25 protein-coding genes and 1 riboswitch are annotated in these 22,416 nt (G+C 46.0%); of the genes, 22 read left to right on the top strand and 3 right to left on the bottom strand.

Translation table 11 applies throughout. The features are described from left to right. Positions 1 to 18 precede the first annotated feature (18 nt). From IGJ25_RS00985 to IGJ25_RS00975, 3 genes are all read left to right on the top strand, one after another. A complete protein-coding gene (locus IGJ25_RS00985) occupies positions 19 to 570 on the top strand; it encodes a hypothetical protein (protein WP_081117075.1) in 552 nt (183 codons plus the stop codon). Positions 571 to 752: 182 nt separating this feature from the next. Then, positions 753 to 1,196, top strand: coding sequence for a hypothetical protein (locus IGJ25_RS00980; protein ID WP_060791861.1), 444 nt, complete (start codon positions 753 to 755; stop codon positions 1,194 to 1,196). Positions 1,197 to 1,204: 8 nt separating this feature from the next. Beyond that, positions 1,205 to 1,960, top strand: a complete 756-nt coding sequence (locus IGJ25_RS00975; RefSeq protein ID WP_081117076.1) for a DUF6681 family protein — start codon at positions 1,205 to 1,207, stop codon at positions 1,958 to 1,960. A 55-nt stretch (positions 1,961 to 2,015) separates the two neighbouring features. Here IGJ25_RS00975 and IGJ25_RS00970 read toward each other — a convergent pair whose 3' ends face one another. Further along, positions 2,016 to 2,423 carry an Hsp20/alpha crystallin family protein gene (locus IGJ25_RS00970; RefSeq protein WP_005230267.1) on the bottom strand — a complete coding sequence of 136 codons (408 nt, stop codon included), beginning with the start codon at positions 2,421 to 2,423 and terminating at the stop codon, positions 2,016 to 2,018. Positions 2,424 to 2,597: 174 nt separating this feature from the next. Between IGJ25_RS00970 and ispE the strand changes: the two genes are divergently transcribed. Continuing rightward, a complete protein-coding gene (gene ispE, locus IGJ25_RS00965; RefSeq protein ID WP_081117077.1) occupies positions 2,598 to 3,449 on the top strand; it encodes a 4-(cytidine 5'-diphospho)-2-C-methyl-D-erythritol kinase in 852 nt (283 codons plus the stop codon). Between the two features lie 171 nt (positions 3,450 to 3,620). On the opposite strand, the gene IGJ25_RS00960 is transcribed toward ispE, so the two are convergent. Next, positions 3,621 to 3,800, bottom strand: a complete 180-nt coding sequence (locus IGJ25_RS00960) for a hypothetical protein (protein WP_081117078.1) — start codon at positions 3,798 to 3,800, stop codon at positions 3,621 to 3,623. 306 nt (positions 3,801 to 4,106) lie between these two features. On the opposite strand from IGJ25_RS00960, the gene IGJ25_RS00955 reads away from it, so the two are divergent. From IGJ25_RS00955 to thiT, 7 genes are all read left to right on the top strand, one after another. Then, on the top strand, positions 4,107 to 5,066 hold the full coding sequence (locus tag IGJ25_RS00955) for a metal ABC transporter substrate-binding protein (protein WP_034696266.1): 960 nt from the start codon (positions 4,107 to 4,109) through the stop codon (positions 5,064 to 5,066). A gap of 12 nt (positions 5,067 to 5,078) precedes the next feature. Continuing rightward, the gene (locus tag IGJ25_RS00950) at positions 5,079 to 5,759 is read left to right on the top strand and encodes a metal ABC transporter ATP-binding protein (RefSeq protein ID WP_005232967.1); all 681 of its coding nucleotides are present in this window, start codon (positions 5,079 to 5,081) and stop codon (positions 5,757 to 5,759) included. Beyond that, entirely contained in the window at positions 5,732 to 6,562 is an 831-nt protein-coding gene (locus IGJ25_RS00945) for a metal ABC transporter permease (RefSeq protein ID WP_005230272.1), read from the top strand. The genes IGJ25_RS00950 and IGJ25_RS00945 overlap by 28 nt, the downstream gene beginning before the upstream one ends. A 151-nt stretch (positions 6,563 to 6,713) precedes the next feature. Beyond that, positions 6,714 to 7,538, top strand: coding sequence for a pur operon repressor (purR, locus tag IGJ25_RS00940; RefSeq protein WP_005230273.1), 825 nt, complete (start codon positions 6,714 to 6,716; stop codon positions 7,536 to 7,538). A gap of 179 nt (positions 7,539 to 7,717) precedes the next feature. After that, the gene (glmU, locus tag IGJ25_RS00935; protein ID WP_225000770.1) at positions 7,718 to 9,091 is read left to right on the top strand and encodes a bifunctional UDP-N-acetylglucosamine diphosphorylase/glucosamine-1-phosphate N-acetyltransferase GlmU; all 1,374 of its coding nucleotides are present in this window, start codon (positions 7,718 to 7,720) and stop codon (positions 9,089 to 9,091) included. A gap of 115 nt (positions 9,092 to 9,206) precedes the next feature. After that, entirely contained in the window at positions 9,207 to 10,181 is a 975-nt protein-coding gene (locus IGJ25_RS00930; protein WP_005230276.1) for a ribose-phosphate diphosphokinase, read from the top strand. Positions 10,182 to 10,363: 182 nt separating this feature from the next. After that, positions 10,364 to 10,465, top strand: a riboswitch (TPP riboswitch). Positions 10,466 to 10,517: 52 nt separating this feature from the next. After that, a complete protein-coding gene (gene thiT, locus IGJ25_RS00925; RefSeq protein ID WP_081117080.1) occupies positions 10,518 to 11,090 on the top strand; it encodes an energy-coupled thiamine transporter ThiT in 573 nt (190 codons plus the stop codon). A 55-nt stretch (positions 11,091 to 11,145) separates the two neighbouring features. On the opposite strand, the gene IGJ25_RS00920 is transcribed toward thiT, so the two are convergent. Beyond that, positions 11,146 to 11,934 (bottom strand): hypothetical protein, encoded by a 789-nt coding sequence (locus tag IGJ25_RS00920; protein WP_081117081.1) that lies wholly within the window; start codon positions 11,932 to 11,934, stop codon positions 11,146 to 11,148. 231 nt (positions 11,935 to 12,165) lie between these two features. On the opposite strand from IGJ25_RS00920, the gene IGJ25_RS00915 reads away from it, so the two are divergent. The 11 genes from IGJ25_RS00915 (at position 12,166) to rsmB (ending at position 22,414) form a co-directional block, all read left to right on the top strand. Then, positions 12,166 to 12,882, top strand: coding sequence for a class A sortase (locus tag IGJ25_RS00915; RefSeq protein WP_005230283.1), 717 nt, complete (start codon positions 12,166 to 12,168; stop codon positions 12,880 to 12,882). Between the two features lie 75 nt (positions 12,883 to 12,957). Further along, entirely contained in the window at positions 12,958 to 14,622 is a 1,665-nt protein-coding gene (locus IGJ25_RS00910; protein ID WP_208788519.1) for a patatin-like phospholipase family protein, read from the top strand. Next, positions 14,615 to 14,830 carry a YdbC family protein gene (locus IGJ25_RS00905; RefSeq protein WP_005230288.1) on the top strand — a complete coding sequence of 72 codons (216 nt, stop codon included), beginning with the start codon at positions 14,615 to 14,617 and terminating at the stop codon, positions 14,828 to 14,830. Before IGJ25_RS00910 ends, IGJ25_RS00905 begins: the two co-directional genes overlap by 8 nt. A 27-nt stretch (positions 14,831 to 14,857) precedes the next feature. Continuing rightward, positions 14,858 to 15,742: a YicC/YloC family endoribonuclease gene (locus IGJ25_RS00900; protein ID WP_081117083.1), complete on the top strand. Its 885-nt coding sequence runs from the start codon at positions 14,858 to 14,860 to the stop codon at positions 15,740 to 15,742. 13 nt (positions 15,743 to 15,755) lie between these two features. Further along, positions 15,756 to 16,037 (top strand): hypothetical protein, encoded by a 282-nt coding sequence (locus tag IGJ25_RS00895; protein ID WP_005230307.1) that lies wholly within the window; start codon positions 15,756 to 15,758, stop codon positions 16,035 to 16,037. A gap of 124 nt (positions 16,038 to 16,161) precedes the next feature. After that, entirely contained in the window at positions 16,162 to 16,776 is a 615-nt protein-coding gene (gmk, locus tag IGJ25_RS00890; protein WP_005230308.1) for a guanylate kinase, read from the top strand. 5 nt (positions 16,777 to 16,781) lie between these two features. Then, on the top strand, positions 16,782 to 17,087 hold the full coding sequence (gene rpoZ / locus IGJ25_RS00885) for a DNA-directed RNA polymerase subunit omega (RefSeq protein ID WP_005232977.1): 306 nt from the start codon (positions 16,782 to 16,784) through the stop codon (positions 17,085 to 17,087). A 128-nt stretch (positions 17,088 to 17,215) separates the two neighbouring features. After that, complete coding sequence (priA, locus tag IGJ25_RS00880; protein WP_081117084.1) at positions 17,216 to 19,618, top strand: primosomal protein N'; 2,403 nt, start codon at positions 17,216 to 17,218, stop codon at positions 19,616 to 19,618. A gap of 10 nt (positions 19,619 to 19,628) precedes the next feature. Beyond that, positions 19,629 to 20,120 carry a peptide deformylase gene (gene def / locus IGJ25_RS00875; protein WP_225000771.1) on the top strand — a complete coding sequence of 164 codons (492 nt, stop codon included), beginning with the start codon at positions 19,629 to 19,631 and terminating at the stop codon, positions 20,118 to 20,120. Next, positions 20,113 to 21,066 (top strand): methionyl-tRNA formyltransferase, encoded by a 954-nt coding sequence (gene fmt, locus IGJ25_RS00870; protein WP_086338833.1) that lies wholly within the window; start codon positions 20,113 to 20,115, stop codon positions 21,064 to 21,066. The genes def and fmt overlap by 8 nt, the downstream gene beginning before the upstream one ends. Next, the gene (gene rsmB, locus IGJ25_RS00865; RefSeq protein ID WP_208788518.1) at positions 21,056 to 22,414 is read left to right on the top strand and encodes a 16S rRNA (cytosine(967)-C(5))-methyltransferase RsmB; all 1,359 of its coding nucleotides are present in this window, start codon (positions 21,056 to 21,058) and stop codon (positions 22,412 to 22,414) included. Before fmt ends, rsmB begins: the two co-directional genes overlap by 11 nt. The last annotated feature ends 2 nt before the right edge of the window (positions 22,415 to 22,416 follow it).

Below are 22,416 nucleotides of genomic sequence, written 5' to 3'. Positions count from 1 at the left end.
AAGAAAGAAGGCAACGCCATGGCAACGATCCAACTATTTATCTCTGATACCCCCCTTTGCTTTGAAAAAGCGGAATTCACTTTTATGGAAGAAACATTTGTCATCGAGAAACAGCAATTATTTGAAAAAGTTGATGCGGTGATGCATCAAGAGGTATCCTCGGCCTTGGTTTCATTGGTAGAAAAAGCCCTTTTGACGCTAGAAGCGATCGGGGAAGAAGAGGATTATTTCGACCTGCTTTATTTGACCTATGAGAATACCCGCCATTCCCTCAGCGGACAGCAATTACTCGCGCAGCCGTTTCCAGCTGTAGAGGCAGCCTTGCAGCCAGTCTTTGATGAGTTGGCAGAACCGATCGTAGAAAAGTTTTATGAAGAGCTGACCAATCAGCTAGAAGAAGTTGCTGATGATGAACTGTTTAGTTCTTATTATCTGGATGAGGAAGAAGCGGTGATCCAAATCGATGCCCCGATCCAACATGAAGAAGTGATCGCTTTGCCCGCCCTTTTACGGGATTACCATGGCACGTTGCGGCTGACCTTTGAAAAGTTTTATGAATACCTTGTGTAGCGGCGGCAACTGCCGTCGTTGTTTTTTTGTGAAAACAGTTACATGTTTAGTTTTTTTTAAATCCTGCGACAGAAGCCTCTGGAATCTTGACCCTTTTGTCAGAAACGATTATAAAGGTAAGAAGAGGCTGAAGGAACCGAGGATGCCAATGGGCAACATCGGGTAAGAAAAGGATGAGAATCATGCGAAAAGTCCCGCCTATTTTAAAACCAATTGCACTTTTAACGATATCAACGATTATTGCCACTGCCACCGGCGTGGTGAATTCAGGCAGCTACCGCCAACCAAGTCGTGCGACGGAAACGACAGAGACGACAGAAACGACCGAACAAGCACCGAGTGAAAGCACACCCTCTTCGATGACAGAAGACAGTCAAAATCAGACACCTGCTAGCACGGACTCACAACCGACGAACGATGACCAGCAGACAACACCGTCATCCAGCAGTGAACCAGCAACACCAGCAACGACTCCGTCTTCTTCGGTGCCTGCAGAAACGACGCCATCAAGCGATGCCAATGTTTCACCAGCACCATCGGAAAACAATCAGGAAACACCTTCTTCAAGTGAAGAGACCACGCCAGATCCACAAGGGATCATGGATGAGAATCAAGGAAATGAGTAGGTGAGAAAATGACGCTTATTTTAGATTTAATCAACGGCATCCATAAATTTTTGGGCTATCTCGATATCAGTCCTAAATATTTGAACCGTGCCTATACCATCCTCAGTATCATTCCAACGGCGTATATTTTGCGGATCGTCTACGGGATGTTTGCGAACCAAAACTATTTTCAAGCGATCCTTTATACGGTCGGCTTTTTGGTCTTAGTCTACTTCTGGGTACTGAATATCTTCTATTATTTCTTAAACAAAAATATGAAGTTCGATGTCACTCAGGCCTTTGTCAAAGTTTTACCAGACGAAGTCTTCAATATTGAAGGAGAAACCATCAGCACCACCGACATTGATCGTTTGACGACTGAAAAAGCGGTGATCCATTTTGAAGAAGACTATCAGCTGGTATTGGCGAATCATTTGCAGACCTTGATCGCTCAAGAAGAATTGGCGATCAAACTGTCATCCAACGGCTTTACGATCCCGAAAAACACCTTGTATCCTTACTATTTTGTCAAACAGCAAGGGGAAAATGAGTACGCATTACAGATCGGTACTAGCTACACGGAGATGACGAAAGTCGGCACGATCCAATGGACAGGCAAACAGCCCTTAGAGCCAGTGGGCTTATTTATCACTGGCGGTGATTTTATCAAAAATGATGTGAAATACCATGAACCATACAGTTTGAAATTGTACGTCAAAAAAGAGATTTCTGAAGAAGAACCACAGACCTCAAGACAGGCGTATCGACGACAAGCACGCAAATAGGAAAAGGCAGTCCCCAAGAGCGTTCTCTGAAGGGACTGCCTTTTTGGTATCTCGGTTATTCGATCGGGATATTTTTTGCGGGTGCATCTTTGTAGCTGGCTTTTGGTAACGTCAGGGTCAAAACGCCGTCTTCAAACACTGCTTTAATGGACTCGTCATCAATGTCTGTGATGGTGAAGGTCCGTTGATAGGCACTGCTAGAGCGTTCTTTGCGCAAATAATGTCCGAAATCCTCCTCGGTTTCCGTGGTCTCTGTTTGAGCCGCTGAAATCGTCAGCGTGTTGTTGACGTAACTGACGCGGATGTTTTCTTTCTTGATGCCGGGTAAATCTGCTTGAACGAGATACTTGTCTTCGTACTCTTTAATGTCCGTATTCATTTGCCGTTCTTGCCAAAAACTGTTCATTAATTTGCCTAATAGTTCTTCGCCGCCTGCGAAATCTCTTGGAATCAAATTTGCCATGTGGTTCCCCCGCTTTCTTTTATCTATTGAGTTGGTACTTCTATTTTACGAGGAACCAAGCCAAAGGGCAACCAAAATGGCAACAATCATAAAAACAAGAGAAATCACTCAACTATCTTATAAGAATCTGCTATGATAGAACTAAATAACTATCAGATGATTGGATGAATGAAGATGGAGATTATTGAAAAAGCGCCAGCTAAGATCAACCTCGGTCTCGATGTGTTAGAGAAAAGAACAGACGGCTACCATGAGTTGGAAATGGTGATGTCTAGTGTTGATCTAGCCGACCGTCTGATAATGGAAGAGATAGCAGAAGATAAGATCATTATAGAAACCAACAAAGCCTTTTTGCCGATCGACAAACGCAATAATGTCTATCAAGCCGCCAGTATCTTAAAAAAACGCTACGGCATAAAAACAGGCATCCGTATCCGCATCACCAAGAATATCCCGGTGGCAGCTGGGTTAGGTGGGGGCAGTACGGATTGTGCGGCAGCGCTGCGGGGGATGGTTCGCCTGTGGCATTTAGACCTTTCCATGGCAGAGCTGATCGATATTGGTATGGAAGTCGGCACCGATGTTCCCTATTGTCTTTATGGGACCACTTCCCATATTGCAGGAAAAGGGGAGCTGGTGACGCCGCTGCGGCCGATGCCGCAATGTTGGGTCATCTTGGTTAAACCTCGTTTGAGCGTTTCAACGGGGAAAATCTTTCAAGAAGTCGAGCTAGACCAACTGCACCATCCAGATATCGCAGCATTGTCGGCCGCCGTCTTAGCCGAAGATTATCCAGCAATGATCGCTGCCATGGGCAATAGCCTAGAAGCCATCACGATCCCGAAGTATCCGATCGTCCAACAGATCAAAGATCGCATGATGAAATATGGTGCCGATGTTGCCTTGATGACCGGCAGCGGACCGACTGTCTTTGCTCTTTGTCAAAAATATTCGCGGGCACAGCGGGTCTATAATGCCTTAAAAGGATTCTGCGATGAGGTTTATCTTGTACGTACATTGAAATGAATGAGTCAAGGACACAGGCTGAATTCGCCTGTGTTTTTTTGTATGCCTTCTATTTCAATGGTAAAGAAAAAGGCAGCTGAAGTGGGGAAGGAAGCATCTAGAAGCTGCCCTACACAAAAGTCCCCGACGAAAATAAGGCGTCGGGGTCTGATTCTTTACGTAAAGCAAAGGCTATTCTTTTTGGTGCTGCTTCTTTGCGGATTTTTTCTTTTTGTCTTCTTCATACAATGGTTTGTCGATCGTTTTGCGGATTTCTTCGGTTTGCTGCGATGCAGGATCTTCTGGTAAGACGATTCGAGTCAACAAGTCGCTGTTGTTTACAGTTGGCGGCACAGTTACAAATTTGTTCATCTTCGTTTCCTCCAAGTGCTTTTAGGTTATTATCCTACATACTCTCTAATTTTTCAATCTGGTACAGCAGGGGCGCATGGCGAATGGTGTAAAATATGGCTAAGTTCCTGAGTGAAGAATCCGCTTCAAATGAACGTTTTCTCCTATGTTTTCCGATTTATCTCGAAATAAAAGTTTTAAATCGTAAAACGTACGATTTGTCTTGACGAACCGGAAATCATTTGATAGAGTAACTTTTGCTAACAAAACGGAGTTGTTCCGTTTTAAAATAAAAAGAAGAGCCAGCAAATGGAAGGGGAAATCCCGATGAAAAAAATCTTACTTACTACAGCACTCCTTTTAGGGGGCGTGCTTCTTGGCGCTTGTGGGCAGCAAGAAGCGACAAGCCAATCGAGTGACACAGAGAAGCTGTCGATCGTCACGACGTTTTATCCAATGTACGAATTTACGAAAGAAGTCGTAGGCGACGCAGCAGAGGTCTCCTTGTTGATCCCTGCAGGAACCGAACCCCATGACTATGAGCCAAGTGCCAAAGATATGACCAAAATCATGGATGCAGATGCCTTTGTCTACAATAGTCCTGAGCTAGAAACTTGGGTCGCTAGTTTGACGGATTCCGTCGATCCTGAGCAAACAGCCGTGATTGAAGCAGCCAAAAACATTCAGTTGGTGGAAGGCACAGAGGAGGAAGATCATGACGCGCATGATCACGAAAGCGAAGACAGCCATGAAGGCCATGATCATACGTACGATCCTCATGTTTGGACCGACCCAGTCTTAGCGATCCAAGAAGTAGAAACGATCCGCGATGACTTGATTGCGAAGTTTCCTGAGCAAAAGGCAACTTTCACGGAAAATGCAGCTGCCTATATCGAAAAGCTTTCTGCTCTAGATGAAGCCTACCAAGCGGCGTTAAAGGATGCGACCCAACGAACCTTCGTTACGCAGCACGCAGCCTTTGGCTATTTGGCACGGCAGTATGATTTAGTCGAAGAATCGATTTCGGGCATTTCACCCGATCAAGAACCAACACCAAGTCGGTTGGCTGAGCTGAAAGAATATGTAGAAGAAAAACAAGTCAAAGTTATCTATTTTGAAGAAAACGCGTCATCGAAGGTGGCTGAGACCTTAGCGTCTGAAACAGGAGTGGAGCTGGCGGTCTTGAATCCATTAGAAAGCTTGACGCAAGAGCAGATGGATAACGGCGAAACATACCTGTCTGTAATGGAAGACAATTTGGCAGCATTACAAAAAAGTATTCACTAAGGAGGCGCCTGCGTGCGTTATATCGATGTAAAAGATTTGACCTTTTATTATGATGATGAGCCCGTCTTGGAAGACATTTCCTACTTTGTCGAAGACGGCGAATTCGTGATTTTGACTGGCGAAAATGGGGCGGCAAAATCTACTTTGATCAAAGCAACCCTTGGTTTGTTGAAACCTTCTAAAGGAGCAGTCACCTTGGCGACCAAAAATGCTGCTGGTGAAAAATTAAGCATCGGCTACATTCCTCAGCAGATTGCTTCCTTTAACGTCGGGTTCCCCAGCACCGTTTTGGAATTGGTCCAATCGGGCCGCTACCCAAGAGATCGCTGGTTCAAGCGCTTGACGAAACGAGACCATGAACATGTCCGCCGTGCATTAGATGCTGTCGGGATGTGGGACGTGCGTCATAAACGGATCGGCGAGTTGTCCGGTGGCCAAAAGCAGCGGATCAGCTTGGCACGGGTCTTTGCCACGGACCCTGATTTATTTATTTTAGATGAACCGACTACGGGGATGGATGAACAATCCCGCAATCTGTTTTATGAACTGCTACGGCACAATGCTCATGACCACGGCAAGTCGATTTTGATGATCACCCATGATCACGAAGATATCAAAGAATACGCGGACCGTCAGATCCGTTTAGTGCGGAAGGAGGATTCACCATGGCGTTGCTTTCATATGAATTCATGAGAAGAGCTTTTCTTGCGGCAATTTTTATTGCTGGTATCGCACCGATGCTGGGGGTCTTTCTAGTGATTCGGCGACAGTCATTGATGGCTGATACGCTGTCCCATGTCTCTTTAGCAGGGGTGGCACTGGGCTTCTTTCTAAATCTAAATCCGAGTTTGACGACGCTATTGATCGTAGTCATTGCCGCAATCATTTTGGAATACTTGCGAACACTGTACCGCAGTTATTCAGAGATCTCGATCGCCATTTTGATGTCTGGCGGCTTAGCGTTAGCCCTCGTCTTGATGAACCTTAGCGGGGGGAACTCCGCAACGAGTATCCAATCGTATTTGTTTGGGTCGATCGTTACGATCACACAAGAACAAGTCTGGATCTTAGGCTTTTTGTTTTTAGTCGTTTTTGCTTTATTCTTCTTATTCAAACGGCCCATGTACATTTTGACCTTTGATGAAGATACCGCCCATGTCGATGGCTTGCCTGTGCGAGTGATGTCGATGCTCTTTAATGTCTTGACGGGGGTGGCAATCGCCATGATGATCCCGATTGCGGGTGCATTGTTGATCTCTGCGATCATGGTTTTACCAGCTGCCATCAGTATGCGTTTAGGCAAGAGCTTCAATGCCGTGATTTTGATCAGTGTCGTGATCGGCATGATTGGGATGATGTCTGGTTTGACCAGTTCCTTTTATTTGGACACACCACCGGGTGCGACGATCACGCTGGTTTTTATCGCTCTTTTCTTAGTGATCAATTTGATCAAACGCATCGTGATCCTCGTCCAACGAAAACAACGCCTAAAATAAAGGGCTTTATGAAAAAGAAACGAAGAATTTTCGTTTCTTTTTTTTAAACTCTAATCAAAACCGAACAATATAAGCAATATTTTAGATAATGCTCGCATTTATCCCGAAAAAGCCTTATAATAAGGCGAATAAACTAAAGGAGTTGTCCGGTGTGAAAATACGTCGAAGTGAACGACTGATCGATATGACACATTACTTGTTGAATCATCCACATGAATTGATTTCATTGTCCTTCTTTTCTAAACGATATGCCTCTGCAAAATCATCGATTAGCGAAGATTTATCTATTATCAAAAAGACCTTTAAAGAACGAGGAACAGGCATTCTTGATACCGTGCCAGGCGCTGCTGGCGGTGTTTTTTTTGTGCCTGAAATTTCTGAAGAAGAAGCGTATGCGTACGTCGAAGGGCTGGCAGAACGCTTGTCTGAGCAAGACCGTTTGTTGCCTGGCGGCTATGTTTATCTATCTGACTTATTAGGCGAACCGGAATTGCTGCGCCAAGTCGGCCGCATCATCGCTTCCAAATATTTAGGCGAACAAATCGATGCGGTGATGACCGTTGCTACTAAAGGAGTGCCGATCGCTCAAGCAGTCTCTTACTACTTGAATGTTCCCTTCGTGATCGTGCGTCGTGATTCCAAGATCACTGAAGGCTCGACCGTGAGTGTCAATTATGTCTCTGGTTCTTCAGAGCGCATCGAAAAAATGGAATTATCCAAGCGCAGCTTAAAGCGCGGCTCTAGAGTATTGGTGGTCGATGACTTTATGAAAGGCGGCGGCACGGTCAATGGGATGAAGAGCTTGATTGAAGAATTTGAAGCCGAATTAGTCGGTATTACGGTTTTTGCCGAAACGAAATTCAAAGGCAAGCGGGCCATCAGCGATTACAGTTCTCTGCTGTATGTTGAAGATGTCGATACCCAGACCAAAACGATCTCGGTAGTACCGGGAAATTACTTTGAGAAAAAAGCCTGATTTTTTGTGGCTCTTAGACTGGCGCAAGCAGCTGTTTTTTAAACGGCGGCCGCCAGTCTTTTTTTTGATTGGTCTAGGTGGGGATTCCTTAAATCGTTGAAATTTACAAGTACTTGGGCTAAACTGTTTATAGGAAATTCAATGAACAAAAATCGTTCAGATTGATAGGAGTGGAATACGTGGACGCACGTTTTGCAATAATTTTAGCGGCTGGAAAAGGCACGCGCATGAAATCGAAGTTATATAAAGTGTTACATCCTGTTTGTGGCAAACCAATGGTGGAGCACATCATGAATCGAGTGGTGGAAACAAATCCTGAAGAGATCGTGACGATCGTCGGTCACGGGGCAGAAATGGTCAAAGAGCAGCTGGGGGATCGCACCAACTATGCCTTACAAGCCGAACAATTGGGTACTGGCCATGCCGTCGTTCAAGCCGAATCGTTTTTAAAAGGCAAAAAAGGGACGACCTTAGTGATCAGTGGGGATACACCGTTATTGACGACGGAAACCTTGAATAACTTGTTCGATTACCACCAAGGGAAAAATGCGTCGGCGACGATCTTAACGGCGCAAGCGGCAGACCCAACAGGCTATGGCCGAATCGTGCGGGATCGTGTCGGTATCGTGGAGAAAATCGTTGAGCAAAAAGATGCATCGATCGAAGAAGCGCTGATCCAAGAAATCAATACAGGGACGTATTGCTTCGACAATGAATTGTTATTTGACGCCTTGGCAAAATTAGATACGGACAATGCCCAAGGGGAGTACTACTTGACTGATATCATCGAGATCTTAAAGGAAGACGGCAAAATCATCGCTGCTTATCAAACCGAAGATTTTCATGAATCATTAGGAGTCAATGACCGCATCGCCTTAGCCGAAGCCAATCGCTTGATGCGTCAGCGGATCAATCGTCAGCACATGCAAAATGGCGTGACCTTGATCGATCCGGCAACGACTTATATCGACGAAGGTGTTGTGATCGGCTCAGATACTCTGATCGAAGCCGGTGTCACCATCAAAGGGAAGACGACGATCGGAGAAGACTGTGTCATTACGGCAGCTTCTGAAATAGAAGACAGCAAGATCGGCAACCAAGTGACGATCAAGGCATCGACGATCGAGGAGAGCATCATTCATGATGGCGCCGATGTCGGTCCCAATGCCCATCTTCGTCCTAATGCGGAAATTTTGGCCCATGCCCATATCGGGAACTTTGTGGAGGTCAAAAATGCGACGATTGGTGAAGGCAGCAAAGTCGGACACTTGTCTTATGTTGGCGATGCGACCTTAGGCAAAAACATCAATGTCGGTTGCGGCGTAGTCTTTGTTAATTATGACGGCAAGAGCAAATTCAAAACGACTGTCGGCGACAATTGCTTTATCGGCTCTGGCTCCAATCTAGTTGCGCCATTGACCATCGAAGAGGAAACGATGATCGCTGCTGGCTCAACGATCACCAAAGATATTCCTAAACACAGTATGGCGATTGCCCGCGCCCGTCAGGAAAATAAAGCGGATTACGCGAAAAAGTTGCCTTATCTAAATTAGAAATAGCGAAATGACTTGATTTCTTAAGGAAAAATGACTACTATTTATTAGGAAGAAGATTCTAGTAAAAGGAGTCATTTTTTTCTAGATGAACGCAAAGAAAGTGGAGGTTCTCATGTCAAATCATTATTTTGATCCAAGATTGAAGATTTTTTCTCTGAACTCAAATCGTCCTTTGGCGGAAAAAATCGCAGCTGCAGTAGGTGTTGAATTAGGTAAGTGTTCAGTCAAACAATTTAGCGATGGTGAAATCCAAGTGAATATTGAAGAAAGTATTCGTGGTGCCCACGTCTACGTGATTCAATCAACCAGCAGCCCTGTAAACGATAACTTAATGGAATTGCTGATCATGATCGATGCTTTGAAGCGCGCCAGTGCGAAGACGATCAATGTAGTAATGCCTTATTATGGTTATGCAAGACAAGACCGCAAAGCGCGATCAAGAGAACCAATCACCGCAAAACTTGTGGCAAACATGATCGAAAAAGCCGGTGCGAACCGCATGGTTACACTGGATTTGCATGCCTCACAGATTCAAGGGTTCTTTGATATCCCAGTTGACCACTTGATGGGTGCACCATTGATCGCCAACTACTTCTTGGAAAGAGGCATTCAAGGCGATGACGTCGTCGTCGTTTCACCAGACCACGGGGGCGTGACTCGTGCCCGTAAATTAGCTGAGTTTCTTAAGTCACCAATCGCGATCATCGACAAACGTCGTCCGAAAGCCAACGTAGCAGAAGTCATGAATATCATTGGTCATGTTGAGGGCAAAACTTGTGTCTTGATCGACGATATGATCGATACTGCTGGTACCATCACATTGGCTGCGAATGCGTTGAAACAAGCAGGTGCTAAAAGTGTTTACGCCTCATGTACCCACCCTGTCTTGTCAGGACCTGCCTTGGAACGGATCGAAGATTCTGCCATTGAGCATCTAGTTGTGACAGATTCGATTCACTTGCCAGAAGACCGCAAGTCGAAAAAAATCGATGAGATCAGTGTCGGTGCCTTGATGGGCGAAGCGATCAAACGAATCCATGAGAACAAACCAGTCAGTCCACTGTTTGAATCAAAATTATCAATTTAATCGTGTCTCATAAGCATGAGAACAACAGCCAATGGTCGGTCTTTAGCCCCTCATTGGCTGTTTTTTTTCTGAGGAGTTTCAGGATGTTTTTAGAAAAAACGATCGCAGTCATGTTTCTTTTCACCAATTTATGGTATTCTTGAAAGTGACTTGCGAAATGCAAGCAAAAAATAAAATAGAATCTAATCACAAAGGGGAGTCTGCAAAGGCTGAGAATGAGAGTACTCTAAACCCTTCGTACCTGTTTCGATCATGCGAACGTAGGAATTGTGACGAGTTGAAGTGTCCAACACTTCTCCTTTGTGAATTGTGATGATTCTAAAGGAGGAGTTTTTTTTGAAACGAAAAATGTCGCTGCAGGTCTGGACGGAAGGAACGATGATCGCTGCGATTGGGGTCGTCTTGTCGTATATCCCGATCCAGACAGCCAATTCCAGTATCGACTTGTCTCTAGGTCTCGTGCCCTTGGTCTTGTATTCGTATCGTCGCGGAGTGCTGCCGGGAATGACAGCTGGATTTATGTGGGGCTTGCTGAATATTTTGATTGGTAGCGCCATGCGTAACTTTATCACCGTTCCACAGATCATCTTTGAATACCCCTTTGCCTTTGCTTTTGGCGGGATGGGCGGCTTGTTTGCTAATAAAATCCAGCAAGCGATCCGTCAAAACAGCAAAACCGTTACGTGGTATGTCGTCTTAGGGGGCATCGTGGCGGTGATCAGCCGTTGGTTTTGGCATTATTGGGCTGGGGTCTTTGTCTGGGGAATGTACGCACCGAAAGGACAAAGTCCGTATCTGTATTCCTTGATCTTCAATGGGACATCGGTCATTATCAATATCGTTTATGTAGGGGTCGTCCTAGGTCTCTTAGTCAAGGCAGCCCCGAAATTATTTGTCCCGAAAGCTTAGTTTTAGAAATGGAACCATCAAAAAATGTCTTGATGCTCTTTGAGAAAGAGAAGCATCAAGACATTTTTTTGTCGATAAAGCCAAACGCTAGATCTTCTTGGTCGATTTCCAACGACCAGCTTTTTTTGCTGGCTGAATAGCGTAAAACAGCGATTTGATCCAGCTCTTTTTGATTGACCAGCGTGTTTTTTAAGCCAGCATCTTCTGACAGATAGATCGGGACCGTATAGGTTCTGTCGATCAATTGTTCTTGTGTTAGACAAAAGACGATGCCTTCTTGCATGATTCCCCGCAATTCTTTCAGCAAATTAAAATCGAGCTTTTCCACCGGTGTTGCTTTTTTAAAAAAGGAGAGGCGATCATTGATTTTTTCTAAGACGATGCGGGTGATCCGATCCGCCAAGATCCGATAATATTCATCTAAATAGCGATAATAAACGCGGGAACGTGCATCTTTTAAGTCAAAGAAAACAAAGTTATTTTGCAGTTTGTAAAAGAAAGGGGAGTGGAGGTGTGTCTTCATGTGGCCAAAATATAACAACTCGGAGATCTCTAAAGGCGTCAATTCTTTGACCATCTCGTAATCATTAAAATCGATCCACTTCATTTCTTCGGCAACACGACCTTTGTTGATCTGCTGAAAAAACAGTTGGACGTCTTCCATTCCGCGTATCACTTTTAAGCCTGTATGACCGTCGAATTCGCCGAAATCACTGGAAGGATCAAGCAAGAGCAAATTCTTGGGCTGATGGACGATGCTCTTGTTAAAATCTTGGGGGGCAAGCCCGCGGGTCAAGACGGCATTGCTGGTTGTATCAATATGTACGTAAATCGTGTTAGACATGCCGATCGATCCCTCCTATATACTAAGTTCATTCTACAACAAAGCGCTGAAAATTGCTTGTATCTTTTCGTTTAAAGTTATATTACAAAATAACAGAAAAAACAATTTTTAAGTTCCCTTTTTCGACAAAAAAAGGCAAATCTTGTCTTTTCGTAAAAAAACTGGCCAAAATTGGCGTCTTTATGAGGATTTTGGTATGATAAAAGAAGAAACTAATGGAGACGAAAACCTATGAGAAAAAAGAAACGCAGACTTTCGAATTGGCTGAGCAATCTCTTTTTGCTTTTGCTGTTATTGATTGGTTTAGCATTGATTTTTAATAATCAAATCAAAAATTATTTTATTAAACAAACAGGTGAAGCATACGCAGTCGGCACCATTGATCGCAGTGATGTGGAAAAAAATATGGAAGCGGAAGCGACCTTTGATTTTGATGCCGTGGAGCCGGCGAGTTCAGAAGCAGTCTTACGGGCGCAGCTGAGCAACAAAGCCTTGCCAGTGATCGGCGGCGTGGCGGTTCCTAGTGTAGGGATCAATCTGCCGATTTTTAAAGGCTTGGCCAACGAGGCCTTGCTGTATGGTGCTGGTACGTTAAGTCCCACCCAAAAAATGGGGGAAGGCAATTACGCACTAGCTAGCCATCGCGCTCAATCGCCAGAGCTTTTGTTTACGCCATTGGATGATGTCGCCATCGGGGCGGCTATCTATGTGACCGATCTGGAAAATATTTACACGTATACCGCGACTTCTTCTGTACGGGTCGACCCGACCGATGTCTATTTGCTTGACGAAGTGGAAGGCCGTAAAATGATCACGCTGATCACCTGTGGCGAAATGGGCGGTGTCACCCGTCGTGTGATCCAAGGTGATCTGGAATCTGTAACGCCTGTCGACGAAGCAACGGATGAGATGCTGGCGGCATTCAACATGGCACAACGAACATTTTAATCAAAAGAATAGCTCGAGTGGTACGGCAGCTGGCGTGTCATTCGTCTATTCTTTTTTGCTTAAGGAGGTGTCTTGATGAAAGTGAAAAAACTGACTTCGATCGATTTTCTTGCACAAAGGGCAGGGTTTCAAGAAAGCCGACTCGTCTTTTCCTTTTTTGAGTCGCATTCAAAAGCGCGACGAGCCTTTCTAGCCGATATAGCGCAGCGGGGCTGGCAGATCGACAGCCGTTACGGACGTTTTTACCTTGCTGGGCAGTTTGATTTTGACCAAAAGACACTGACTATCACCAATCTGCTGGTGGAAGCGGCCGCCGATTTTACTTGGAAACAACTGCTAGCCGTGACAGAAAGCTTTGCCCGCAGTCGTTTTGTAGCAGCTGTCTTGTGGCAGCTTCCTCATCGGCCCCCCTTGGCTGAGTGGTTTATCCAGCAAGGGTATCAGGTGGTCCCTCAAGGGTATCAAAAAGCGCTAGCTTATCAGACGGCGCTGGTTTTAGGAGGTGGCGGTGCTCACGGGGCATATCAAATCGGTGTTTGGCAAGCGCTGCAAGAACGGGGCATCACCTTTGAATGGATCACGGGAACTTCCGTCGGTGCCTTGAATGGCGCCTTGATTTTAATGAACGATGTGGAAGCGGCCGTCGATTTATGGGCAAATATCTCTAACGAGCAAGTATTGCACTATCCGCTTGCTTCGGTACGTGCCCAAACACTGCGAGATTTGATGAATCAAGCCAATTCACTGGTCCGCGAAGCGGTCAAAAGCAACGGTGCCAGTACCGAACCGTTGGCAAAGCTTTTGCAAAAGACCTTTGATCAAGAAAAATTCAGCCAAACTGCTTGTCGTTTGCTGATCTGTACGACTCGTCTTCCCGATTTCAAGGAGACGGTTTATGCCTTTGATCCATCCGCAGTAGAGGAAAATCTGCATTGGTTGTTGGCATCCGCTTCATTTTATCCAGCGATGCAGGCGCAAAAAATTAACGACGCTTATTACATCGATGGCGGCTATCGTAACAACCTGCCCATCGATGTCGCTGTCCAGCAAGGGGCAACGGAATGTATCACCGTGGATGTCCAAGGACCCGGCATCAATAAAAGGACGGTTGTGACGGAAGAAACTGCGCAGCTTTCGTTGGGGTCTCCTTGGTCCTTAGGCAGCTTTTTGGTTTTTGATGCCCAGCGTTCGCTGGATAATATGACCTTAGGCTATTTGGAAACCTTGAAAGTGTTCGGCAAATACCAAGGCCATTGGTATACCTTTGAAAGGACGGTTGATTTTCAGCCGTTATGGCGGGGCTTTTTGAAAGAACTGCGCCAGACAGACCCGCTGCTTTATCAGGAACTAAAGAAAAAAGAATTTTGGAAAAAAATGCGTAAATTCTATCAACAGGATGTGCCATTTGAGCAGTGGGGGCGTATACTGATAGAGTGTACCGCGAAAGTATTGTATCTAGCGCCTACAGTGATTTATGAGCAGGAAACGATTCTAACGGCTTTAGCTGAAAAAATTGCGCTAAAGGCAGTGGAAGAAGCCGATGCCTGGTCGATCACCGAGTGGCTGAGCTATTATCGCGACCGTTTTTTTGTCTTGTCCGAGCAAAACCGCTTTTTCTTTTTTTATCGGACGCAGCAATTGAATCTGCCCGCCCTTCAGCAGATTCGGCGGCGTTACCCACTGACTGCTTTAATGGCAGCGTATAGTCACTATCTTTTGAAAGGAGCAGAAAATGGATAAATTTTCGTATGAAATCGTTGAAGAGATCGCCGTGCTTTCGGAAAATCAAAGAGGCTGGCGCAAAGAATTGAATTTGGTGAGCTGGAATGGGCGCCCGCCAAAATTTGATCTGAGAGATTGGGGCCCAGAGCACGAGAAGATGGGCAAAGGCGTGACCTTATCCAATGAAGAATTTGCAGAACTTAAAAAAGCCCTGCTTTCCATGTAAGAAAGCAAAACGGTGAGGAGTGATCAAATGAAAAGTATGACTGGTTTTGGCAAAGGCAGTGCAGAAACACCAGATGTGCAGATCGAAATTGAGATCAAAAGTGTCAATCAGCGCTTTTTGGACCTGCAGCTGCGAATGCCCAAACAATTGAATCCTCTAGAAGGTGCTTTACGGCAGTCGATCAAGCAGACCCTCCAGCGAGGACGAATCGAATTGTATGTGACGTTAAAAGAAAAAACCGCAAATACGAAACAGATCGAGATCCAATGGGACTTGCTGGAACGTTTCATGCAGGAAATCGATAGCGAAGCCAAAGACCGTTTTGACCTAGCAGAGCTACCAAAAGCAGCATTGCTGGAACAATTCTTGCTCCATGAGGCCTTTCTAACGATCTCTGATCAAGAGCCAGAAGAAAGCACCTTGGCCGATGGCGTGATGGAAGCATTAGATCAAGCGCTGGCAGCGATCGATCAAAGCCGCTGGGTGGAAGGGCAAGGCATTTTGCAGATCTTGCAAGAAAACCAGCGACAGCTGCAGGAAAAGCTGACAGAACTCAAACAATTCGTGGCCCTCTATGAGGCGGACTACCAAGAACGCTTTGAAAAGAAACTGACTGCTTATTTAGGGGAAGAAGTCGATCGCGATCGTTTACTGACAGAGTTGGCGATTTTATTAGAACGCGGCGATATCCACGAAGAACTGGATCGTTTAAGTATCCATTTAACGACGATGACGGAGCTGCTGGCAGCTGAGACACCGATAGGTCGAGAGCTGGATTTCTTGATCCAAGAGATGAACCGAGAAGTCAATACGATTGGCTCAAAATCAAGTCCGATCCAAATCAAAAACAGTGTCGTCCAAATGAAGACGATCATTGAAAAAATCAGAGAACAAGTTCAAAACATCGAGTAGGAGGAATGAACCAATGAAATATTACGATATCACCTTTCACGAACTAAGCGGAAAAAATGTCATTAAGCGCAGTATTCCTTCTGACAAAGAGAATTTCTCTGCGTGGGAAGATGCTTGCGTAGCCATCGAGCCAGATTTTCTCCATCTATTAGTTGATGGCGTAGCTGTTTCTTTAAATCGTCGGTACATCGTACGTATCGATTGCCAAGAAGTGACGGATCCTACTGAAAAAGCGATCACCGCTAAAGACGAATTGGCAGGGGTCATCAATACCTTAAGCAACATGGGCTTTTAAGAAAGCGGCCAAAGTGTAGACTAGCAATTTCATGAAATTCCCATTATAATAAAGTAGTTCTTGAAAGTTGCTGAAAAAAAGTGCAAAATAGACGTTAAGCAAATGTCAGTGAAAGGACGTCATTATGTCAGAGCGAGGATTACTTATAGTTTTATCAGGACCTTCCGGAGTAGGGAAAGGGACCGTGCGCAAAGCAATTTTTGAGAGTGACGACAACGATTTTCAATATTCCGTTTCAATGACCACTCGTCAAAAACGCGAGGGGGAAGTGGAAGGGGTCGATTACTATTTCCGCACGCGTGAAGAATTTGAAGCCTTGATCGAAGCCGGTGAAATGCTGGAATACGCCGAATATGTCGGCAATTATTATGGAACCCCATTATCTTATGTCCAACAGACACTGGATCAAGGAAAAGATGTGTTTTTAGAGATCGAAGTGCAAGGGGCAAAACAAGTAAAAGACAAAGTTCCCGATGGTGTGTTTATTTTTCTGACGCCACCTGATCTGGCAGAATTACGCTCTCGTATTACAGGAAGAGGAACCGACTCTGCCGAAGTGATCGATGAACGGATGCGTGTCGCCCGTGAAGAAATCGAAATGATGGCTTTATATGACTATGCCGTTGTCAATGATGAAGTACCTAAGGCAGTCCAACGAATTCGCGAAATTATTTCGAGTGAACATTTTCGCGTTGACCGAGTGATCGGAACCTATATCAAAATGTTAGAGGAGCTGTAAGAAATATGATGTTAAAACCTTCAATCGATTCTTTGTTGGATCGTGTCAATTCAAAATATTCATTAGTGATCTTAGCAAGCAAACGGGCGCATGAACTTGATGCCGGTGCGCAAGCAACACTAGAAAACTTTGATTCAGTGAAAAGCGTGGGTCAAGCACTTGAAGAAATCGAAGCGGAATTAGTCGTTAATGATCCGCATCCAGAAATCAAGCGTGCCCGCTTGAAAATGGAACAAGAAGAGCGCAAAGCGCAAAAAGACCAAGAACAAAAAGAATTAGAAGCGCGTATCCGCGACGAACAAAAGCTATAGACAAAAGCAAGCTAGAGCACGCCTGTGTTCTGGCTTTTTCTTTTGAATGATGATGGTTAAATTTTTGTAAGGGGTACAGACAAACCCCCACCCATTTAGTAAAATAGAACCTAAAAGGAGGAGAAGAAATGGCGTACATAGCAGAAGTGATCGTGGATGTTCCCACGATGCAGACCGATCAGCCTTTTACCTATCTGATCCCATCAGAATTACAAGCCGCCATTGAGACAGGGATGCGGGTCGAAGTGCCATTTGGCAAGGGCGACCGCCATATCCAAGGGTTCGTCGTCGGCCTTTCAGAAGTTGCCGAACCGCAGCAGACCTTAAAACCAATCGTTCGTTTGTTGGATTTGTCGCCTGTCGTCAATGAAGAACTTCTCCAATTAGCCGACTACATGAAGGAAACGACCTTTGCCTTTAAGATCACTTGCTTGCAGACGATGCTGCCTAGTGTGATGAAAGCCGAGTACCAAAAGCAGATCGTTTTGCTGGAAGGAAATCATCCCATCAAAGAATATTTTCCCGAAAACGGCATCCTCAGCTGGCAAGACGCCGAAAGTGCAGGGCTGTTGCCGCAGTTGAAGCCTTTGCGGGAAGCCGCAGTAGTTGAATTGCAGTATCTCGTGAAAAATAAAAACAAAGCGAAAATGACCCGTTACATTGAACGCAAGATCGATCCAGCAGAAATCCCCGCCGTCCAGCAACAGCTGCGCAAAGGAGCCAAACGCAAGCTGGAAATCTTACAGATTTTGACAGAGGAAGCCCGCTTGCCGGTTTCCTTTTTTACCGAACAAGGGATTTCCACCGCGGCTTTGAACCAAGCGCAAGAAGCTGGTTGGCTGACCTTTACGGAAGTTGAAGCCTACCGTGATCCTTACAAAGACCGTCAATTTCAAAAAACGGTCCCGCTTGAATTAAATGAAGAACAGGCAGCTGCAGTAGCGCAAATCACTGCTTGTGCGGATAACCAAGAGGCACAGACTTTTTTACTGGAAGGGATCACCGGCAGTGGAAAAACAGAAGTCTATCTGCAAGCGATCGCCCAATTGCTGAAACAAGGCAAAACCGCGATCATGCTCGTGCCAGAGATCGCGTTGACTCCGCAAATGGTCGAACGCTTTAAAAGCCGTCTCGGCGACGCAGTGGCTGTTTTACACAGCGGCTTGTCCCAAGGTGAAAAATACGATGAATGGCGTAAGATCGAACGTGGGGAGGCTCAGGTGGTGGTTGGCGCCCGCTCGGCGATTTTTGCTCCGTTGAAAAACATCGGGGGCATCATCGTCGATGAGGAGCACGAAGCCTCCTACAAGCAAGATGAAGCCCCTCGTTACCATGCGAGAGATTTAGCGATTTGGCGCAGCCAGTACCATCACTGTCCAGTGGTGTTAGGCAGTGCGACGCCGTCATTGGAATCTCGTGCCCGGGCGCAAAAAGAGGTCTACCGCTTATTGAAATTGAATCAGCGGGCAAAAACCAGTGCGCAATTACCGCAGATCGAAGTCGTGGATATGCGTACCGAATTTGCCAATAAAAAGTATCAAACCTTTTCTCGTCCGTTACAGGAAAAAATCACAGACCGCTTGGCCCGCAAAGAACAGATCGTCTTGCTGCTGAATCGGCGCGGCTACTCTTCCTTCGTGATGTGCCGCGATTGTGGGTATGTTTTGCCTTGCCCAAATTGCGACATCTCCTTGACGCTGCATATGGATACCAAAACGATGCGCTGTCATTATTGCGGACATGAAGAACACATCCCCCATCGTTGCCCCAACTGCAATGCAGACAAGATTCGGTATTACGGAACGGGCACGCAAAAAGTGGAAGAAGAGTTGAAAGAACTGTTTCCCGAAGCGCGGGTCTTACGGATGGATGTCGATACCACCCGCAAAAAAGGCGCCCATGAAAAAATCTTGACCTTGTTTGGGGAGAAAAAAGCGGATATTTTGTTAGGGACTCAAATGATCGCCAAAGGCTTGGATTTCCCTGATATCACACTGGTAGGGGTCTTGAATGCCGATACCGCCTTGAATTTGCCAGATTTTCGTTCGAGTGAACGGACGTTCCAGCTGTTGACTCAGGTCAGTGGTCGGGCAGGTCGGGCAGAAAAAACCGGCGAAGTGGTGATTCAAACATTCAACCCTGAGCACTACGCTATCCAATTGGCGCAGTCGCAAGATTACGAAGATTTCTATCAAAAAGAGATGTGGATGCGGCACCAAAGCGGCTATCCACCGTATTATTTCACCGTCAAAATCACCTGCAGTCATCCCGAAGAGCAAGTCGCAGCTCAGAAGATGTTTGCGATCGCGCGGGATCTGCAGCAGGAGCTGTCACCGCAAAGTATTTTGTTGGGTCCGGCACCCAGTGCGATTTTACGGGTGAAAAACCGTTATTACTACCAATTGATCATTAAATACAAAAATGAACCGCAGCTACCTGCTTTGTTGACCCGTCTGTTGGATCAAAGTCAAATCGATCAGCGCAAAGGATTGTACGTGTCGATTGACCAAGAGCCGTTGAATTTTATTTAGAGGAGAAAATATGCGTTATCCTATTATTATCACCCCCGATGAACGTCTTCGTCGGCAAGCAAAACCCGTCAAAGTAATTACCGATGAGCTCGTTCAGCTACTAGACGACCTTTATGAAACGATGGTCGCCCACGACGGGATCGGTATTGCCGCACCGCAAGTCGGCAAAAACCTGCAAGTGGCGATCGTGGAAGTCGAAGAAGACGACCGCTTTGAAATGATCAACCCTGAGATCATCGCTTCTTCTGGTGAATCCCTTGATGTGGAAGGCTGCCTGAGTATTCCCCACACCTTTGGGACCGTCAAACGAGCAGACGAGATCAATGTCCGCTATTTCGACCGAGAAGGAGAGGAAATGGAAGTGGAAGCATTCGGCTACTTGGCGCGTGCGATGCAGCATGAGATCGATCATTTAAATGGCGTGCTGTTTGTCGACAAGCTCGTCGAACGCATTCCTGAAGAAGACTTAGAAAAGTATATGGAGGAACATGAAAATGACTAAAATCGTCTTTATGGGTACCCCGGCGTTTTCCGTCCCAATTTTAGAAGGCTTGCTTGAAGCTGGCTATGAAGTGGCAGCAGTCGTGACCCAGCCGGATCGTCCCGTCGGTCGCAAAAAAACCATCACTCCGACCCCCGTTAAAGAAGCGGCGATGAAGCATGGCTTGTTGGTTTTACAACCAGAAAAAATCAGTGGGTCACCAGAAATGGAGCAGATTCAAGCTTTAGCACCTGACCTGCTGATCACGGCAGCTTTCGGCCAATTTTTACCTAGTGCGTTACTAGAAGTACCAAAGCATGGCGCTATCAACGTTCATGCATCCCTACTACCGAAATACCGTGGCGGGGCTCCTGTGCATTATGCCATCATGGAAGGGGAGCAAGAAACGGGTGTAACCATCATGGAAATGATCAAAAAAATGGATGCTGGCGGTATTTTTGCTCAAGCTCGTTTGCCGATCACGGCCCAAGATGATGTGGGGACGATGTTTGATAAGTTGAGCCTATTAGGCAAAGACTTGCTGCTGGAAACTGTGCCGAAAATCTTGTCAGGAGAGCTGCAGCCTGTCCCGCAAGAAGAAGCAAAAGTCACCTTTTCACCAAATATCAGCCGTGAACAAGAAGCCATCGACTGGCAGAAAACGGCGGTGCAAATCGATGCCCAAGTCCGAGGCATGCGACCATGGCCGATCGCCTTTACGACACAAAATGGCAACCGCTGGAAACTTTGGCAAGTAACACCGCTGGAGCAAACGACGACAGCCGAACCAGGAACGATCATTGAACGGACGAAAAAAACGTTGCTGATCGCTTGTGGGGAAGGCACGGTATTGGCTATCGATGAATTGCAGCCAGCTGGAAAAGGCCGACAAGACATTGCCGCATTCTTAAACGGCAGTGGACAACAGATTCAAAAAGGGGATCAGGTAGGTACCTATGAAGCGTAATCTTGGAGACATACAATATACAGTGCGCTTTGTGGCACTAGAAGCGTTGTTGCGAATCGAAAAAGGCGGCGCTTATTCCAATCTACTGCTGCGGGAATTGATGAATCAAGGGCGTTTAAATGACAAAGACGGTCGCTTATTGACTGAATTGGTGTACGGCACCATCAGTCGTCAGCTTTTATTGGATTATTATTTGGATCGGTTTATTAAAAATGCCCGCAAAGTTGACCCGTGGGTCAAAACGCTGCTGCGGCTTTCCTTGTATCAGATGCTGTATCTCGATAAAGTACCCGCCCATGCCATCATTCATGAAGCCGTGGATATTGCGAAAGCCAAAGGCAATCCGGGAACTGGAAAATTCGTCAATGGCGTCCTGCGCACGATCCAACGACAAGGAGTGCCAGACTTGGCATTGATCAAAGACCCAATGGAACGTTTAGCAACGGAAATCAGTTTGCCCCTGTGGCTAACGAAGAAACTAGTCAAACAAATTGGGATCGAAGAAACCAGTGAGCTGGGCTATGCCCTATTTGAACCCAATCATGCCAGTGGTCGTATCGATCTGCAGCGCATCTCGCAAGCAGCAGCGATCGAACGGCTACAAGAAGAAGGCATCGACGCACGACCAAGTGAGCTTTCCCCCTATGGGGTTGTGGCTGACAAAGGCTTTATGGCGGGCTCGTCCCTCTACAAAGAAGGTTTACTGACGATCCAAGATGAAAGTTCGATGCTGGTTGCCCCCGTTTTACAAGTAGCCCGAGACCATCAAGTACTGGATGCCTGCGCAGCACCAGGAGGCAAAACGACCCATATCGCTGCCTTCTTGTCTGCCGCAGAGGGCGGCAAAGTGACAGCATTGGATATCCATGCCCATAAGGTTAAGCTGATTCAGCAAAATGCCCAACGTTTAGGCGTCGAAGCAGTTGTGGAGACCCGCGTGATGGATGCGCGGGAGACGGCTCAAACCTTTGTACCCGAACAATTTGATCGTATCTTAGTGGATGCCCCTTGTTCTGGATTAGGGTTGATGCGCCGTAAACCGGACATCAAATACAGCAAGACGGAAGCCGATTTCCAACGCTTGCCGCAGATTCAGCGAGAGATTTTGGAAAGTGCCGCCCCAACCCTGAAAAAATCGGGTATAATGGTCTACAGCACATGCACGATTCTAGCGGAAGAAAATCAACAAGTCGTGGCAGCGTTTCTCGCTGACCATCCTGAATTTGAGCAAATGCCTCTTGCGGTAGGACCGCTGGCAGCCGAAGCGGTTCAAGAGGATATGTTGACGATCTATCCGCAAGATTTTATGACAGATGGCTTTTTTATCAGTTGTCTACGCAAAAAGTAACG

This window comes from Enterococcus sp. DIV0240d (genome assembly GCF_051711245.1).
Taxonomy (GTDB): Bacteria; Bacillota; Bacilli; order Lactobacillales; family Enterococcaceae; genus Enterococcus_D; species Enterococcus_D casseliflavus.
Note: the sequence above shows the minus strand (reverse complement) of the source record. Positions and strands in the feature narration are given on the sequence as shown.